The organism is Arthrobacter sp. BGA-UO-ETr-C19, from assembly GCF_059568005.1.
Genome location: NZ_JCAQPC010000018.1, coordinates 60,225 through 75,586 on the forward strand (window position 1 = coordinate 60,225; position 15,362 = coordinate 75,586).

Annotated in this window: 13 protein-coding genes and 1 pseudogene; 7 read left to right on the forward strand and 7 right to left on the reverse strand. The window is 62.3% G+C overall.

What is annotated here, in order from left to right; translation table 11 throughout:
• Window positions 1–322: 322 nt before the first annotated feature.
• The 5 genes from AC57BR_RS10270 to AC57BR_RS10290 all read left to right on the forward strand — a co-directional run bounded on the left by AC57BR_RS10270 (window position 323) and on the right by AC57BR_RS10290 (window position 4,871).
• Window positions 323–1,147: an SDR family NAD(P)-dependent oxidoreductase gene (locus AC57BR_RS10270; protein WP_496360166.1), complete on the forward strand. Its 825-nt coding sequence runs from the start codon at window positions 323–325 to the stop codon at window positions 1,145–1,147.
• A gap of 36 nt (window positions 1,148–1,183) precedes the next feature.
• Window positions 1,184–2,635, forward strand: coding sequence for an aldehyde dehydrogenase family protein (locus tag AC57BR_RS10275; protein ID WP_496360168.1), 1,452 nt, complete (start codon window positions 1,184–1,186; stop codon window positions 2,633–2,635).
• 31 nt (window positions 2,636–2,666) lie between these two features.
• Window positions 2,667–3,458 carry an HpcH/HpaI aldolase family protein gene (locus tag AC57BR_RS10280; RefSeq protein ID WP_496360170.1) on the forward strand — a complete coding sequence of 264 codons (792 nt, stop codon included), beginning with the start codon at window positions 2,667–2,669 and terminating at the stop codon, window positions 3,456–3,458.
• 24 nt (window positions 3,459–3,482) lie between these two features.
• Entirely contained in the window at window positions 3,483–4,469 is a 987-nt protein-coding gene (locus tag AC57BR_RS10285) for a ketopantoate reductase family protein (protein ID WP_496360172.1), read from the forward strand.
• Window positions 4,470–4,631: 162 nt separating this feature from the next.
• Window positions 4,632–4,871: a hypothetical protein gene (locus AC57BR_RS10290; protein WP_496360175.1), complete on the forward strand. Its 240-nt coding sequence runs from the start codon at window positions 4,632–4,634 to the stop codon at window positions 4,869–4,871.
• Between the two features lie 367 nt (window positions 4,872–5,238).
• Here the strand turns inward: AC57BR_RS10290 and AC57BR_RS10295 are convergent, their stop codons facing one another.
• From AC57BR_RS10295 to AC57BR_RS10325, 7 genes are all read right to left on the reverse strand, one after another.
• Window positions 5,239–5,898: an SDR family NAD(P)-dependent oxidoreductase gene (locus AC57BR_RS10295; protein ID WP_496360176.1), complete on the reverse strand. Its 660-nt coding sequence runs from the start codon at window positions 5,896–5,898 to the stop codon at window positions 5,239–5,241.
• Between the two features lie 119 nt (window positions 5,899–6,017).
• A complete protein-coding gene (locus AC57BR_RS10300) occupies window positions 6,018–7,034 on the reverse strand; it encodes a zinc-dependent alcohol dehydrogenase family protein (RefSeq protein ID WP_496360178.1) in 1,017 nt (338 codons plus the stop codon).
• Between the two features lie 144 nt (window positions 7,035–7,178).
• Window positions 7,179–7,919: an SDR family NAD(P)-dependent oxidoreductase gene (locus AC57BR_RS10305; protein WP_496360179.1), complete on the reverse strand. Its 741-nt coding sequence runs from the start codon at window positions 7,917–7,919 to the stop codon at window positions 7,179–7,181.
• Between the two features lie 122 nt (window positions 7,920–8,041).
• The gene (locus AC57BR_RS10310) at window positions 8,042–9,559 is read right to left on the reverse strand and encodes an aldehyde dehydrogenase family protein (RefSeq protein ID WP_496360162.1); all 1,518 of its coding nucleotides are present in this window, start codon (window positions 9,557–9,559) and stop codon (window positions 8,042–8,044) included.
• A 236-nt stretch (window positions 9,560–9,795) separates the two neighbouring features.
• A complete protein-coding gene (locus AC57BR_RS10315) occupies window positions 9,796–10,629 on the reverse strand; it encodes an ABC transporter ATP-binding protein (RefSeq protein WP_496360182.1) in 834 nt (277 codons plus the stop codon).
• 158 nt (window positions 10,630–10,787) lie between these two features.
• The gene (locus tag AC57BR_RS10320) at window positions 10,788–11,759 is read right to left on the reverse strand and encodes an ABC transporter substrate-binding protein (protein ID WP_496360184.1); all 972 of its coding nucleotides are present in this window, start codon (window positions 11,757–11,759) and stop codon (window positions 10,788–10,790) included.
• 143 nt (window positions 11,760–11,902) lie between these two features.
• Complete coding sequence (locus AC57BR_RS10325; RefSeq protein WP_496360186.1) at window positions 11,903–12,616, reverse strand: ABC transporter permease; 714 nt, start codon at window positions 12,614–12,616, stop codon at window positions 11,903–11,905.
• Between the two features lie 549 nt (window positions 12,617–13,165).
• On the opposite strand from AC57BR_RS10325, the pseudogene AC57BR_RS10330 reads away from it, so the two are divergent.
• Both AC57BR_RS10330 and AC57BR_RS10335 read left to right on the forward strand, forming a co-directional pair.
• Window positions 13,166–13,776 (forward strand): annotated as a pseudogene (locus AC57BR_RS10330) (aldo/keto reductase); the annotation flags it as partial.
• A gap of 130 nt (window positions 13,777–13,906) precedes the next feature.
• Window positions 13,907–14,779: a helix-turn-helix transcriptional regulator gene (locus AC57BR_RS10335; RefSeq protein WP_496360188.1), complete on the forward strand. Its 873-nt coding sequence runs from the start codon at window positions 13,907–13,909 to the stop codon at window positions 14,777–14,779.
• Window positions 14,780–15,362: the final 583 nt, after the last annotated feature.

Sequence of the window (15,362 nt, forward strand, 5' to 3'; positions counted from 1 at the left end):
AATTCTTCTGATCGGGCCGGAGGCTGCTGGCGCCTCCCCTGTGTAGGCCAACTGTCGGCCTCGCCCCTTGGATCCGGGATCATTGGGCCAAAAGCAGAGCTTGGGCGGCCATGCCGGATTCCCACTTCCAGAAGGGGTGACGCCCTGAACCCTCCTTGTAGCATCTCTTGACTGAATCCCAAATTACGGGATATTGTTAGCCAAACGCACTCTTGCTCCTCCTGCAGAACTCAGCGGCCTAGCGCGACGTAGGGCCCGCCGTGGCACCGGCGCCCACCGCTTTCTGCAATCCATAATGACAACGACGCCACAAGGACCAACTATGACGACGACACCCCTGACTCACACCCCCCATGACTCCGGCGTCCCGGCGTCGGCACGGGACTTCAGCGTAGAAGGGCGGGTAGTCGTTGTCACCGGCGCCGCCCAAGGCATCGGGCGAGAGCTGGCACGCCAGTACGCCGCCGCCGGGGCGGTTTCCGTTGTGGCCGACCTGGATATTGAGAAGGCTGAATCGGTCGTCAAAGAAATCCACGATGCCGGCGGCACAGGCTTGGCCGTCAAGGTCAACGTCGCCGACGAACCGTCCGTCACAGCAATGGTTAACGCCGTGATCGAAACCTGGGGCCGGATCGATGTACTGATCAACAACGCCTCCATCTTCGCCACGCTGGACAAGGTCCCGTTCGACCAGATCCCCCTGGCACAGTGGGAAAACGTCCTTAAGGTGAACATCACCGGCACCTACCTGTGCGCGCGTGCGGTCGCTGACCATATGCGCAAGGCGGGCTTCGGGCGGATCATCAACGTCTCATCCGACGCGGTCACGCGCGGCACGGTCAACTACCTGCATTACGTCACGTCAAAGTCGGCAGTAATCGGCATGACCAACTCCTTGGCCCGCGAACTGGGCCCCTACGGCATCACCGTGAATTGCATCCGGCCCGGCAGCGTCGCCACCGAAGTCGAACGCACCGTCAATCCCACACAAGAGGTCCGCGAACGCGCCGCTTCCCTGCAGTGCATCCCCCGCGGCATGGTCCCCACCGACCTGGTCGGCATCATGATCTTCCTTGCAACACCGGCATCATCATTTATCACCGGCCAGACCATCGCCTGCGACGGCGGCTACACCCACAGCAGCTAACCCTAAAAGCACAGCCAGCCACAGGAGAACCCGCTCATGAAGCAATACCCGCACCTTTACATTGATGGTCAGTGGACCGAACCGGCAGGCTCCCGGGTAGTGGAGCTGATCGATCCCACCCGCGAGGAGCCCTTCGCCCAGATCACCCTGGGAACGGCCGAGGACGTGGACCGCGCGGTGGCAGCGGCGCAGAAGGCATTCGAGACTTTCTCCACCACTACCGTGGAAGAACGCATCGCGCTGATCGACCGGATCATTGACGTTTACCAATCCCGGATTGATGAGTTCTCCGAGCTAATCGCCCGCGAAGAGGGCATCCCGGTTAACAACCGGGCCCAGGTCACCGGCCCGGCCGAACACATGCGGGTCGCGCGGGACATCCTGCGCGAGTACCCGTTCGAGACCCGTATCGGCGGCGCCATCGTCCGCCGGGAACCCATCGGCGTCTGCGCCCTGATCTCCCCCTGGAACTGGCCCATCCAAACCGGCGTCATCAAACTCATCTACGCCCTGGCCGCCGGGTGCACCATCGTGGCCAAGCCCAGCATCAACTCCGCCGCCAGCGGTGCACTCCTTGCCCAGGTGCTGCACGATGCCAAGATCCCGGCGGGTGTGTTCAACCTCGTCAACGGCACCGGCCGCGAGGTAGGGGATGCTCTGTCCCGCCACCCCGGCGTGGATATGATCTCCTTTACCGGTTCCACCGGCGCCGGCCAACAGGTAGGAGCAGCCGCTGCGGAAACCGTCAAACGGGTCAGCCTTGAACTCGGCGGAAAATCCGCCAACATCGTGCTCCCCGACGCCGACCTCGAAAAAGCCGCCCGCTGGAACATCCAACGCGCCTTCTTCAACGCCGGCCAGTCCTGCCACGCCCCCACCCGCATGCTGGTCCACGAAAGCCAGATCGACCAGATCGCCCCGTTCCTCGTCGACGAAGCACGACGGTTCCGGCTCGGTGATCCGCTCGACACCACCACCACCATGGGCCCGGTCGTCACCGCCGCCCAGTACAAATCCATCCGCGACCTCATCCAAAGCGGCATCAACGAAGGCGCCCAGCTCGTCACCGGTGGCCTCGACCGGCCCGAAGGCCTCGACGTGGGCTACTTCATCCAGCCCACCGTGTTCACCGGCGTCACCCCCGAAATGACCATCGCCCGCGAGGAAATCTTCGGACCAGTCCTCGCCGTCATCCCTTACAAGGATGAGGAAGAAGCCCTTCGCATCGCCAACGACTCCCCCTACGGGCTCGGCGGCTACGTCTTCGGCGAAGCCCGCGACAACGCCCGCCGCGTCGCCAGCCGCCTCCGTGCCGGGCGAGTGAGCTACAACGGCGCAGCCACCGACTCCTACACCCCCATGGGTGGATACAAGCAGTCCGGCATCGGCCGCTCCATGGGTCGGTTCGGGCTCGAGGAATACCTGGAAATCAAGTCTGTCTACGGCTTCGAGGACGAAGCCCAAGCATTGCCGACTCTCTTCGGCTGAAAAAATTAGAGTCGATCAGGAGACGCAAAAAATGAACACCGCAACTGCACCCGTCCTGCGAAACCACGTCAAGGACAAGCTGGCCAAAGGCGAAACCGTATACTCCATGACCGTCCGGTTGGTACGGACCGTGGATATCGCCTCCATCGCCCACACGGCAGGATTCGACTCCGTCTACATCGACATGGAGCACAGCAGCTTTTCCCTGGAAGCCGCAGGGCAGATCTGCATGGCCTGCAACCACCTCGGCGTTACGCCCCTGGTCCGTGTTCCCGGCCTGGACCCGGCCTACATCGCCAGGGTCATGGACTCCGGCGCCATGGGCATCATTGTGCCGGATGTGGAATCGGCCGACCAGGCCCGTGCCCTCGTCCGGGCAGTCAAACATGCACCCCTTGGGGGACGCTCTCTCGCCGGTGCCGCACCCCAACTGAACTACCGGACATACCCGCCCGCCGACGTCGTTCGGGTGCTTGACGAATCCTCCATGGTCGTGGCGATGATCGAATCCCAGACAGGCCTCGACGCGGTCGAAGACATCGCCGCCGTGGACGGGCTCGACATGATCCTGGTCGGAGCGAACGACCTCAGCGTCGGGCTCGGCATCGCGGGGCAAATGGATCACCCCAAAGTGCACGACGCCTACCTGCGGGTCCTTAAGGCCTGCCAGGCGAATGGGGTTTCGGTGGGAATCGGTGGCCTCGGCGGTTGGCCGGACCTGATCCGCCAGTACCTCGAGCTCGGTGCCGGCTACGTATCCACCGGCAACGACATCACTTTCCTCAGCACCGCAGCCAAGCAAAAACGTCAGCAGTTTGCCTAGTCGCGACATCACGGAACAGAGAACATGAAAATCTGCATATACGGAGCGGGAGCTGTCGGCGGGCACATTGCCGGGCGGCTCGCTGGCACTGAAGCCGAGGTCTCGCTGATCGCCCGAGGTGAACAGCTTGCCGCCATCCAGCAAAACGGGCTGCGGGTAGAGACCCGCGACGGAACGCTCCTGTCCCACCCCGTAGCCACCGACCGACCCGCCGACCTTGGCCCCCAAGACATTGTCATCGTCACAGTCAAGGCCCCCGCCCTGCCCACTATCGCCGAGGGCATCAAATCCCTACTTCATGACGACAGCCTCGTGCTGTTCGTCATGAACGGCATCCCCTGGTGGTACTTCCACTCCCACGGCGGAGAGCTGGACGGCACCCAGTTGCGGCGGCTGGATCCCAAGGGAACGCTATGGGACCTCATCGGGCCGGAACGGGCAGTGGGTGCCGTCGCCTACACCGCCTGCACCGTCATCGAACCCGGAGTGGTACGTGCAGAAAACGCACGCAACCGCCTCATCATCGGCCGTCCCGACGGAATTACGGACCCCAGGCTGGGTGCGCTGGCGTCGCTGCTGAATCCCACCGGGCTCGAGGTCAGCGTCACAACCAAGATCCGGGACGCCATCTGGGCCAAACTGGTCATGAACCTGATCGGGGGGTCGCTGGCCACCCTGAGTGCCTCCCCGATGAAGGATGTTCTCAACAAACCCGCGATTGCCGGCACCGCCAAGGCAATGGCAGATGAGGGCGTCGCTGTCGCCCGTGCCCTTGGTTGTGATCCGGGTGATCCGGACGAAGGGTTGGCAAAGCTCGCCACCTCGCGTCACCTGCAAAGCATCGCGCAGGACTTGCTGGCCGGTCGGTCCATGGAAATCGACGGGCTGTTCCGCGTCCCGCTCGACCTCGCCGAACTGGCCCAAGTCCCAACCCCAAACCTTGACCTGATCATCGAACTTGCCACACAGCGCGCACGGGCTGCAGGCCTCTACAACGACACGAGCAGGTGAAAGTGGCGGATGCCAAGCAAGAAATTTCTGGCAACTGTTGGCATCCCGCCGCGCCGGTCGCAAGTCAGCACTATCAAGGACTGTCGAGGGAGAACGTCTCCCGGCCCGCAAGGGAGGGGCGTCCCGCCTGAAAAGATTCAGCCACTGACTCAAGGGACAACAATGGCTCCTGAAGATGAGCAAAAGGACCGGAACGGCAGCAGGTGGAAGCTGGCACCGGGCGAATACATCGAAGTACAGGCACCGCGGTTCGGGACGCGACGGGGTCCCATCGAAGCAGTCATGCGAGACAAGTCCGGCTTCTGGCTGGCGGCTGATGGGGTGGAACCGCGCGTCTTCGTTCCGCTCGGGGAAAAGGAACTAACTATTCGATCCGCACCGCCGACGGATGGCACCGGCTGACGTGTGCGGCTAAGACTTTGCCAGAGCAAGAACAACTTGGCCTCCCGACAACAGTCTTGCCGGGGCCGGCCGTACCTCGCGACCGGCCGGCCTCCGGCGATCTATTTCAGGACCGGAGCCTGGTCCGGAATCCATCCGCCAGGTGCAGGGAGAAGGGAAGACAGCAAAGTGGAAATATCGAGGCAGGCCGCCACGAGCGAACCACCGCCGTTTGATATGTACAGAGCCCAGTTTTGCGATGGAGGCGGAAACAGGGACTGTCCGTTCTGCACGGGCCCGGAAACTGATTAGCGCTCAGCCCAACAAACCGTCTGCCTGGATAGCAATGTCCCGTACTGCAGCCTGTCCCGTGCGACGGCTCTGCTGTTCAGTGTTCGCCTACCGTCTTGCGGAGAATTCCAGGCTCTGTGTGCAGTTCCCAGAGCTGATCCGCCAGGGCGTCTGGAGCGAAAGCCGGGTCACCGCCACCGATTGCCCCGGGGATGATGAGCTGCCTAACCTGGATACCCTCAGACTTTAGCGCCGTGTGCAGCATTGACGCGTAAGCCGACTCACCTGCGAAGGCAGTTGAGGTTCCTGCCACGCGTTCGTTGGGGGTGACGGCACTGGAGCCATTGACAAAGAGTATGGTTCCTCGGCCCAACTCCCGCATTCCGCCAAGGACCTGCTGGACGGCTGCGGCCGGGCCGAGAATTGAAAAAGCGACAGCTGCTGCAAGGTCGTCAGCTGTCGTTTCCAGCACAGGGCGCAGGAACTCCTTCCTCGGAACCGGGCTGTACTGCAGCACTTCGATCGGGTCCAGCTCAGCTGCCGCCCGTTCCAGAGCAGCGTTCAGCGACTGGCGATCCTCCACGTCGGCGGTGAAGCCCTGTGCCTTGATCCCCTCATTGGCGAGGTCGCGCGTGAGGAGATCAACATGCTCCTGCGTGCGCGAAATCAAGGCGACGTCGAAGCCGCCGCGCCCGAAACGCTTCGCCGTGGCGGCGCCCAGTCCCCTGCCTGCACCGATGATTGCGATAGTTGTCATTTTGTCATCCGTTCCTTTGGCTTTGGGCACGCTAGGTCACCAGATTCGAGCAGCACAGCCGCGCGCCCTATTCCCCCGTATGCCGACCAGGCCAACGTCTGTCTCGTTCTCGTCAGGTGCTAGGGGCGCAGGAGCACCTTGATGGCGCGGCGTTCGTCCATGGCTTTGTAGCCTTCGGCTGCCTGGTCAAGCGGCAGTTCGAGGTCAAAGACTTTTCCGGGGTTGATCCGCCCCGTGAGGATGAGGTCGATCAGCTCGGGAAGGTACTCCCGGACGGGAGCGGGCCCGCCGTGGAGGTGGACGTGTGAGAAGAACATTTCCAGGCCTGGCAGTGCGACATCGTGGGCAACGCCGACGTACCCGACGTGGCCGCCCCGGCGTGTTGCGCGGATGGCCTGCATCATGGATTCCTGAGTTCCCACGGCTTCCAGGACCGAATGCGCGCCCAGGCCGCCGGTGAGTTCCTTGATCTTCTCCACGCCTTCGTCGCCGCGCTCCTCCACGATGTCCGTGGCACCGAATTCGCGGGCAAGCGCCTGCCGGTCAGCGTGGCGGGACATGGCGATGATGCGCTCAGCACCCATGTGCTTGGCTGCCACGACACCCAGGAGTCCCACGGCGCCGTCGCCCACTACCGCTACAGTCTTGCCGGGTCCGACTTCCGCGGCCTTGGCGGCGAACCAACCCGTGCCCAGCACATCGGAGGCGGCGAGCAGTGACGGGATCTTATCAGCGTCGGGGTGGCCAGGAGTGGCTACCAAGGTGCCATCGGCCAGGGGAACGCGCATGTACTCCGCCTGCGCGCCACCCACGCCTTGCCGGTGCACACACCCGCTTTGGTAGCCGGAACGGCAAATTTCGCAGGTGTTGTCCGAAGCGAAGAAGGACCCGACGACGAACTGGCCCACTTGAAGGTTGTGCACGTCCGCGCCGATCTCCTCTACGATGCCCACGTACTCGTGGCCCATCGCGACGGGTTCGGTTACAGTGTCGTCACCGCGGTAGGGCCACAGGTCCGACCCGCACACACAAGCGGCGACGAGTTTGATGACGGCGTCCGTGGGTTCCTGGACGGCGGGCCTGTCGCGGTCCTCGACGCGGACGTCGCCGGGTGCGTGGAGAATGGTTGCGCGCATGCTTGGTTACTCCTTGTGTGCTGGCTGAGATGGTTTTCTCCATCAAACAGGCGCCCGGCATCCGTAGCGAGGGCCCTGATGAAACGGGTTATGGCAGACCCCTTTGGAGGGGCCTGCCATCCCATGGAATCGTCGCGATAACGATTAGTGGAAGGACCTGCCGCCATCTGTTGCTAGGGCCGATCCCGTGATGTAGGAGGATTCCGGGGTGGACAGGAAGAGAATGGCCCGGGCGATTTCGATTGGGTCGGCCAGACGGTTGAGCGCGTAGTTTCCAACGTTTCCCCTATGTCCATCGGCCATGGCTGTGTCGACCATGCCAGGACATACCGTGTTCGCCCGGACTGCAGGCGCCAGTTCCGCCGCCAGGGCTTTCGTCAGAGCGATGACGCCGCCCTTGGATGCGGCGTAGGCCGTGTAACCGGGCGAGTTCGGAAGCAGCCCCGCCGCCGAGGCGATCGTGACGACTGTTGGGGACTTTTCCTGCAGAAGCCAAGGTATGCAGCTGCGGACTACGTTGTATGTGCCCGTGAGATTGATATCGATCACCCTGCGCCAGTCCTGCGCCGGCACGTCGACCGCGTGCCCACGAAACATAATGCCAGCGGCGTTAACAACACCGTCAATTCCGCTGAGCGCGGCTGCAGCTTCCGCAACGGCACGGGCGACTGCCTCATCGTCGGTAATGTCGACGGGAAAAGCCGCACCCCCGATTTCTTCAGCGGTGTCGTGCAGCTTCTCCTTGTCACGGTCAAGCAGACCAACTGTCGCTCCCTCACGCGCGAACAGCTGGGCGGTACTTTTTCCGATGCCGGAAGCGGCGCCCGTGATAATGATCCGTCGCCCTATCAGCCGCTCACCACGCGGCTCTACAAGCTCACTCATGTCGTACTCTCCCTTGTTTGTAGTTCTTCATTTCCTCGCGCGCTTGAAAGGCCGCCCGGCAGGTGCTCGGCCTTCTCGCCAAAACACGCCCATACCCGCTATAACCGCCGCAAACAGCGCTGTTAGTTGGTGTAGGGGAGTTCGCGTTCGGTGGTGAGGTCCCAGACGACTGCTTTGCGGCGGGTGTACATCGCGACGGAGTCGAAGCCGTTTTCTTTGCCGAAGCCGCTTTGTTTCATGCCGCCGAAGGGGACGGTGGGGTGGAAGGAGCGGTAGGTGTTGATCCATACCGTTCCCGCGATCAGCTCCTTGGCCAAGTGCTGGATGGTCCGTGCGTCGTTGCCCCAGATCTGGGCGCTGAGGCCGAATTCCGAGGCGTTCGCGCGGGCGATGACTTCGTCGGTGTCGGTGTAGGACAGCACGCTTGCCATCGGGCCGAAGGCCTCCGTGAGGGCTGCGGGGTTGTCATCGGTGACATCGGCCAGGACGGTGGGCTGGTAGAACGCGCCGTTCGCGAGGTCGCCGTCCTCTGCCGGGCCGCCGCCGGCCAGGGCGACCGCGCCGGCGCTGAGCGCGCTTTTGACCAGGGCGTCAACCCGGGCGCGGTGCTGGCGGTTGATGAGCGTGCCCATCTGGGAGGATTCCTTGGTTGGCAGTCCGACGCGGACCGTTTTGGCTTTTTGCCCGAGCCGTTCGGTGACCTCGGCGTACATCGAGGCCGGGACGAAGATCCGGGAACCGGTCACGCAGCTTTGGCCGCTCTTGGCGAAGTTTGAATGCAGCAGCGACGGGATCGCGATGTCCAGATCGGCGTCCGGGAGCAGGATCGCCGGGCTCTTGCCGCCCAGTTCCAGGAACGTCGGCACGATGTTGGTTGCCGATTGGTGGATGATGGCCCGTCCCGAGCCCGGTCCGCCGGTGAAGGCGATCATTCCGATGTCAGGGTGCTCGGTGAGCAGGGGCCCGACCTTGTCTCCGCGGCCGGTGACCACGTTGATGACACCGGCGGGAAGACCGGCTTCCAGGGCGAGTTCGACCATGCGGTAATTCAGCAGCGGGGCTACCTCGGGTGCCTTGATGACAATGCAGTTCCCGGCAACGAGGGCCGGGCCCGCCTTCAGGGCGACGAAGTTCGCGTTGCCGTTGTAGGGGCTGACCCCGGCCACGACCCCGAAAGGCTCATCGAGCCCGTAGGAGAGCCGGCCGGGCAATTGCGCGAACGTGCGGCCTTCGATTTTGTCGGCGATCCCTGCGTAATAGCGAAGCACCCGGGCGCTGTTATCGATGTCGGCCATGGCCTCGCGGCGCAAGTGGCCCACATCGGAGACCTCGAGATCGGCCAGTTCCTCGCGGTGCGCGCTGATCGCATCCGCCCAGGCCGTAAGCATCCTCGCCCGGACCTCGGGCGCGGTACGGCGCCACACCTTCTCATACGCCGTCTTCGCACCGGCGACCACAGCATCAATATCAGCAGGGCCGGCCTCGTGCAGGGAACCGATCACCCGACCCGTGGCAGGATTCAGGAGCTCCATCTCATACCCACCCGACGGGACCACCACCCCGGCCGCGGAAATAAACCCGACCCGGCGCCCTCCCCCACCCACGCTCACATCAAACTCCTCCGACACCTTCGTACTCATACTCAAAAACTCCTTCAAAAAAGGGCAAAAGCCCTGACTCATTCGGGGCAATCACAGCCCTGGATTCGTTTCAGTAGCGCCCTGGTGGGCTCTCTCTTCACTGCTGTCGGACACAGGGGGCGAGGCCCCAATACATGGCGCGGCCCTGCAGCACGTGGGCTGGACGGGACCCCAGTGGACAAGGAGCCGATGCGCTAAGACGACGGCGGTGCCTGCGCGGGCCGGACCGCTACTTCCTACTCGTTTCCTCGTTTGGGAATTTCGATGCCGTGAAGTACTCCCATTCGTTCGAAATGGGTGTAGATCCTGTCGACGTAGGTTCCGAAGTCAGGGGATTCCACGAGTGCGAGGGGACGAGGACGCGGGAGATCGACAACGATCTCATCAACAACCTCGCCTGGAGTCGGGCTCATGACGAAGATCCGGTCGGACAGACCGACGGCTTCTTCAACGCTATGAGTGATGAAGAGCACTGTGGGCCTGTTGCGCAGCCACAGGGCCTCGAGGTCGGCCCTGACCTGGAGACGGGTCAGGGCATCGAGTGCCCCGAACGGTTCGTCAAGGAGGAGTACCGATGGTTCGTGGACGATGGTGCGGATGAGTGACACCCGTTGGCGCATACCACCGGAGAGCTGGCGCGGGTATTTATCTACGGCCTTCTCAATGTGAAGCTGTTTGAACAGCTCCGTCGCCCGGGACCGCAGTTCCTTCTTATCCAGTCCACGTATGTCCGCGTGAATCAGGACATTTTCCATTGCAGTTCTGAAATCCAGCAGGAGGTGGTCCTGGAAGGCGATTCCGATGTCGGTGAAGGGCTTGTTTACCGATGTTCCACCGACCCGGATGTCGCCGTCGGATCGACCCAGCAGTCCGGCAACCATGAGCATGAGGGTGCTCTTGCCGCAACCGGACGGGCCGACGATCGAAATGAATTCTCCGGGCTTGATGTCCATTGAAACGGGCTTGAGCGCCTCAAAAGATTTCCCCGACGGGCTGTTGAACGTTTTGGCGACCCCCTTGATTGAAATGGGCAGACCTGCTGCCCTTGTCTGCAGTGCTGTGTCGTTCACTGGTGTGCCTTTCTCGATCCGCGCAGTAACGGATCTGAATCCTCATTGTTGACCGCGACCCTCAGGGTGAGTTCAGACTGTAGGTTGCTGGCCTGCTCCCATGAACCTTGAGCGGGCCCGGGGCTGCGTCGTAGACGTCCCGGGCCCGGTCAAGAGGGCTACTTGCAGCTCTTCAAGTCGCTGGCCGCGGGCAGGAAGTCGTAGGAGACGGATTTGGCCGTGTCCAACGGAGCCGGGAGCAGCTTGGCTTTGGTCAAGATGTCATTGCTTTGCTGCCAGTGCGCCGGCTCAGCGCGCCCGATGGTGGTTGCGTCTGCAGCGCACAGCAGGGGCAGCAGAAACTTGAGTTCTGCCCGTACGGTGCCGTCGACGGAGTCTGGCAGTAGCTGCTTGACGGCCGCCACCGCGTGTTCGGGATTGTCCCGTGCCGAAGCCCAGCCTTTGAGGCTTGCCGAAACGAACTTCTTCACAGCATCAGGGTTCTTCTCGGCAAAGCTCTGGGTCGTGAATATTGAATGGGCGACAGGCGAGACACCATGCTCGGCGAACGGGAAGTTCTTGAAGTTCGCGTGCTGCTGCTCGAGCGAGACGGCGGTGTCCTGACCGCCGACAATGGCGTCCACGTTCCCTTGGAGCAGTGCCGCCGGCATGGAGGCAAAGGGAACGTTCGATACCGTGACATCCTTCTCGGTTAGGCCATTCGCCTCGAGGAACAAGGGGAACAGGAAAGCGTGGGCGCTACCCTGGGGCACCGCGACCGTTTTGCCCTTAAGGTCCTGGACCGACTTGATCCCCGATGAATCCAGGACCTGCATGGCAATGTTGGTCACCTGATTCACAGTTGCGACGATGACAAGCGGGGCGCCCTTTTCAATCTGCTGACTAATAGGCACTGCGTCCGCGATACCGATGTCTGCCTGACCGTTCGCCACGAGTTGTACTGCTGTGCCGGAGCCGGTGCCCTGCTCAATTTTCGCGTCAATTCCAGCTTCTTTGTACAGGCCATCCGCCTGGGCAACGGCGAAGCCTGCGGTGGAAGCTGACCAGGACCAGTGCATCTGGAAGCGGACTTGGTTCGCATTGCTTCCAGTGCCGCTTGCCGAAGGGCTGGCGCAGCCCGAGAGCAGCATTGCTCCTGCGGCGATCGCAGCTGCCAGCAGCTTGGTAATGCCTCTTTGCATAACGATTCCTTTAGATCTTGTTTGTCAATAGCTTGAAAAGCGGTGAGAGCGGACGCCGGGTTAGCCCGCCGTCTTTGGTGAATATGCGCGGTTTAGGCAGCGCGGCGCTGCCACGGCGTCAGCACCCATTCGACCGCCTCCACAAGGTAATTGAGGATCACTCCGATGACGGTCAGGATGACCAGGATGGCGAACATGTACTCGGTGTCCATGGCACCGCTTGCCCGCAGCAAGGCGTAGCCCAGGCCGCTGTTCGAGCCAAGGAACTCGGCGACAAGGGCACCGGTGATGGCGATGGTCGCCGAAGTCTTGATACCGGAGAAGATCACCGGAAGCGCTGCGGGAAAGCGAAGCGTCCAAAACGTTTGCCAGCGGCTTGCCCCCATAGATCGCGTCAGGTACAGGAGCCTGTCATCAAGAATCCGGAACCCACTGATGCTGGCCATCAGCAAGGGAAAGAAGGTTATCAGCACGACCAGGGCAACCTTGGTGTTGAGGCTGAAGCCCAGCCAAACCAACAGCAGTGGAGCTACGGCGATCTTCGGCACCAACTGCAGGACTATCACCGGCGGGTAAACCAGCTGTTTAGCGGTCTTGGACAAGGCAATGACCAAGCCGAGGGGGATGCCGATGACAATGCTGAGCAAAAGCCCAACGACGAGCACAACAAGAGTGGATTGCGTGTGGACCCAAATGCTCCCCGCGTCCGTGAACAGACGCTTGAAGACGGCAAGGGGTCCGGGAAGAAGATAGGCCGGGATCTTGAACAGCTCCACCGCTGCAGCCCAGACCACCAGGATCGCCACGAACACGAGGGGCGGCAACGAGGACCACGCGATCGAGCCGATTCGCCGTCTCGTAGCGGATGCTTCCTGCGGTTTGCGTGGTGCCATTCCCGACGTTGGCAAACCAACGGCGGATGCTGTCTGGCTCGGCCGGTCGGCCGTGAGGTTTTCCCTCGACATGAACCTTCTCCTCCTTGAGCGGAACAAAAATCGCTGCCGGACAACCCTGCTGCCTTCGAGTGCATAAGTTCGCGAATGGGCTAGGGGAAGCGGCGCCCAGGGGACCCCTGGTGCAGTGATGGCCCCGTCTTGAACGCGAGGAACTATGGGGCACATCACACGCGACTGAAGCGACGATATCCTGCATTATGGGAAAACGTCAATACAAAAATCCTGGGATACGGGATCTATTCCACGAGCAATGGTGCGATTTATTTCCCGTCTAGTCCTCTTGACTCGTAGCGCAGGCAGGGCGGGCGAGGCACGTTCCTGCTAGTTCCCGGAGAGCAGGTACGGTGCAGCCGGGCACCGCTCACAGTTACTCCTAGTCGAATAACATACAGAGGAATTTTGCGTACTATTCCCTTTGGACCGACGGACGCACGGGTGCCCAACATCATCGCTGGCATCATGAGGATCAAAGACCGTTCCGATGAGGAAGTCCGCGCGCTGTACACAGCGGCGCGTGATGCTGGCATCGACTTCTTCGACCACGCCGACTTGTACGGCGGGCAGCGTCACGCGTGTGAGCGCCGGTTTGCCTCAGCCCTGAATCTCAGATCCTCGGAGCGCGAGGAGATCACCCTTCAAACCAAGACGGGCATCGCCGCCGAGGAGTGGCATTACAACTCCTCATACGACCACATCGTGACCTCAGTGCAGGAGTCGTTGGAGGCGCTGGGAACCGACTACGTCGATGTCCTGTTGCTGCATCGCCCCGACGCGATAGTAGAGCCTGAAGAGGTTGCCCGCGCGTTCGATGATCTAGAGTCCAGCAGGAAGGTCCGGGCTTTCGGCGTCTCGAACCACACACCCCGCCAGATCGATCTGCTCAAGCCGTGAGGCAATCGATTGTTGCCAACCAGCTGCAGTTGTCGCTCACCCACTCAACCATCATCACCCATGGTCCAACATCAAACATGGCCGGGGAGCCCGACTCGATAACCCGTGACGGTGGCGGGCCACAAGGTGCCCTAACTAAAGGGGAGGCCATGCAGCGTCCAGGACCACGTCCGTTAAGGAGGGCCCTGCTGTAACGGGTTATGGCAGGGCCCTCCTTAGGGTTTGGGTATTCGTCGTAACGTGTCCTTTATGGATAACCGAGCCGAGGTACGGCAGTTCCTCTTCACACGCCGCGGACGCATAACTCCGCAACAGGCAGGGATCGAACCCTACGGAGGACGGCGCCGCGTTCCCGGGCTCCGCCGGGACGAGGTGGCACGCCTCGCCGGCGTCAGCGTGGACTACTACACCCGGCTAGAGCGGGGAAACCTCACAGGTGTTTCAGACAGCGTGCTGGACGCCATCGCGGGGGCGCTTGAGCTGGACCGCGCAGAGCACGACCACCTCTACGACCTTGCCCGGACCGCCAACATGCCCGGCCGGAAGCGCGCCCCCGCGCCTGTAATGGCGGGCGTGCGCCCCGAGCTGCAGTACCTCCTGGACGCCATCGCCACGGCACCGGCCTTCATCGGCAACAACCGGATGGACATCGTGGCAGCCAACGCCCTCGGCTACGCCCTCTACTCGGACATGTACCGCGGCCCGGCCCGCCCGGCCAACCATTCACGGTTCATCTTCCTGGACCCCAGCGCGCACAACTTCTACACGGACTGGGAGCGAGCAGCAAACACAAACGTAGCCATCCTGCGCCGCGAGGCCGGCCGCAACCCGCACGACAAAGGCATCGCCGAACTCATCGGCGAACTGTCCATGCGCAGCGACGAATTCCGGACGCGCTGGGCCTCCCACAACGTCCGGCGCCACTACGCCGGAACAAAGTTCTTCCAGCACCCTGTGGCGGGCCTGCTGGAACTGAACTACCAGGTCTTGGGGCTGGAGGAGGACCCGGGACACTCCCTCACGGTCTACCCGGCCACCCCCGGCAGTCCCTCGGAGGAAGCACTCAAGCTCCTAGCTTCCTGGGCCGCCACCGAAAACATCGTCGAGCTCGCGCAGATATAGGTCGGCGCTGAGCGACCGCGCCACGCCCTTGACCTTCTCGTATATACGGCGGCCCCGTCGTGACAGCACCAGCACAAGCCGCCCCGTCGAGTCTGCCCATAAAGTCACGACCGCTCCTGGTGGTCCGAAACTATGCCTGGATGTCTACTACCCGTCTGACATCCGGTGCGGCCGCCGCCTCGGCCCGGCGCTACGGACCGTCGAAGTTAAGTTCTTGCTTCTTCTCCAGCTGTCCGCCTGAAGCACACCCCAACCTGACGTCGGGCAGGGAGCCGCCGGGCTGTCGAGGTAAGGCCCGCTTCCTTCGTCTCTGACGGCGGCTTTCAAAACTCCTGGACCGCAACATGACAGGGACACCCCGGCGCATAGCCGGATGTCTGCAGAAAAGTCGCCCAAGAAGACAGAGCCGCACCACAGCCTGACCTAAGGGCGCTTCGGCGGCGCATCATTCCGTCATGCAGTCACCCAACAGGCCGTCAATGAACAACCATGAAAGACCAGCCAGGCAGCAATGCCCCGTTTCAGGACATCGCGACAAAAATCCCGCAGCGTCATGCAGCCGACTCCGACGGCAACCATGAAC

Excerpts from the sequence above, each read along its gene's own strand:
- AC57BR_RS10280 (WP_496360170.1), top strand. The coding sequence starts at position 2,667 with ATGAACACCGCAACTGCACCCGTCCTGCGAAACCACGTCAAGGACAAG.
- AC57BR_RS10290 (WP_496360175.1), top strand. The coding sequence starts at position 4,632 with ATGGCTCCTGAAGATGAGCAAAAGGACCGGAACGGCAGCAGGTGGAAG.
- AC57BR_RS10295 (WP_496360176.1), bottom strand. The coding sequence starts at position 5,898 with ATGACAACTATCGCAATCATCGGTGCAGGCAGGGGACTGGGCGCCGCC.
- AC57BR_RS10285 (WP_496360172.1), top strand. The coding sequence starts at position 3,483 with ATGAAAATCTGCATATACGGAGCGGGAGCTGTCGGCGGGCACATTGCC.
- AC57BR_RS10310 (WP_496360162.1), bottom strand. The coding sequence starts at position 9,559 with ATGAGTACGAAGGTGTCGGAGGAGTTTGATGTGAGCGTGGGTGGGGGA.
- AC57BR_RS10270 (WP_496360166.1), top strand. The coding sequence starts at position 323 with ATGACGACGACACCCCTGACTCACACCCCCCATGACTCCGGCGTCCCG.
- AC57BR_RS10300 (WP_496360178.1), bottom strand. The coding sequence starts at position 7,034 with ATGCGCGCAACCATTCTCCACGCACCCGGCGACGTCCGCGTCGAGGAC.
- AC57BR_RS10305 (WP_496360179.1), bottom strand. The coding sequence starts at position 7,919 with ATGAGTGAGCTTGTAGAGCCGCGTGGTGAGCGGCTGATAGGGCGACGG.
- AC57BR_RS10320 (WP_496360184.1), bottom strand. The coding sequence starts at position 11,759 with ATGCTGCTCTCGGGCTGCGCCAGCCCTTCGGCAAGCGGCACTGGAAGC.
- AC57BR_RS10275 (WP_496360168.1), top strand. The coding sequence starts at position 1,184 with ATGAAGCAATACCCGCACCTTTACATTGATGGTCAGTGGACCGAACCG.
- AC57BR_RS10335 (WP_496360188.1), top strand. The coding sequence starts at position 13,907 with ATGGATAACCGAGCCGAGGTACGGCAGTTCCTCTTCACACGCCGCGGA.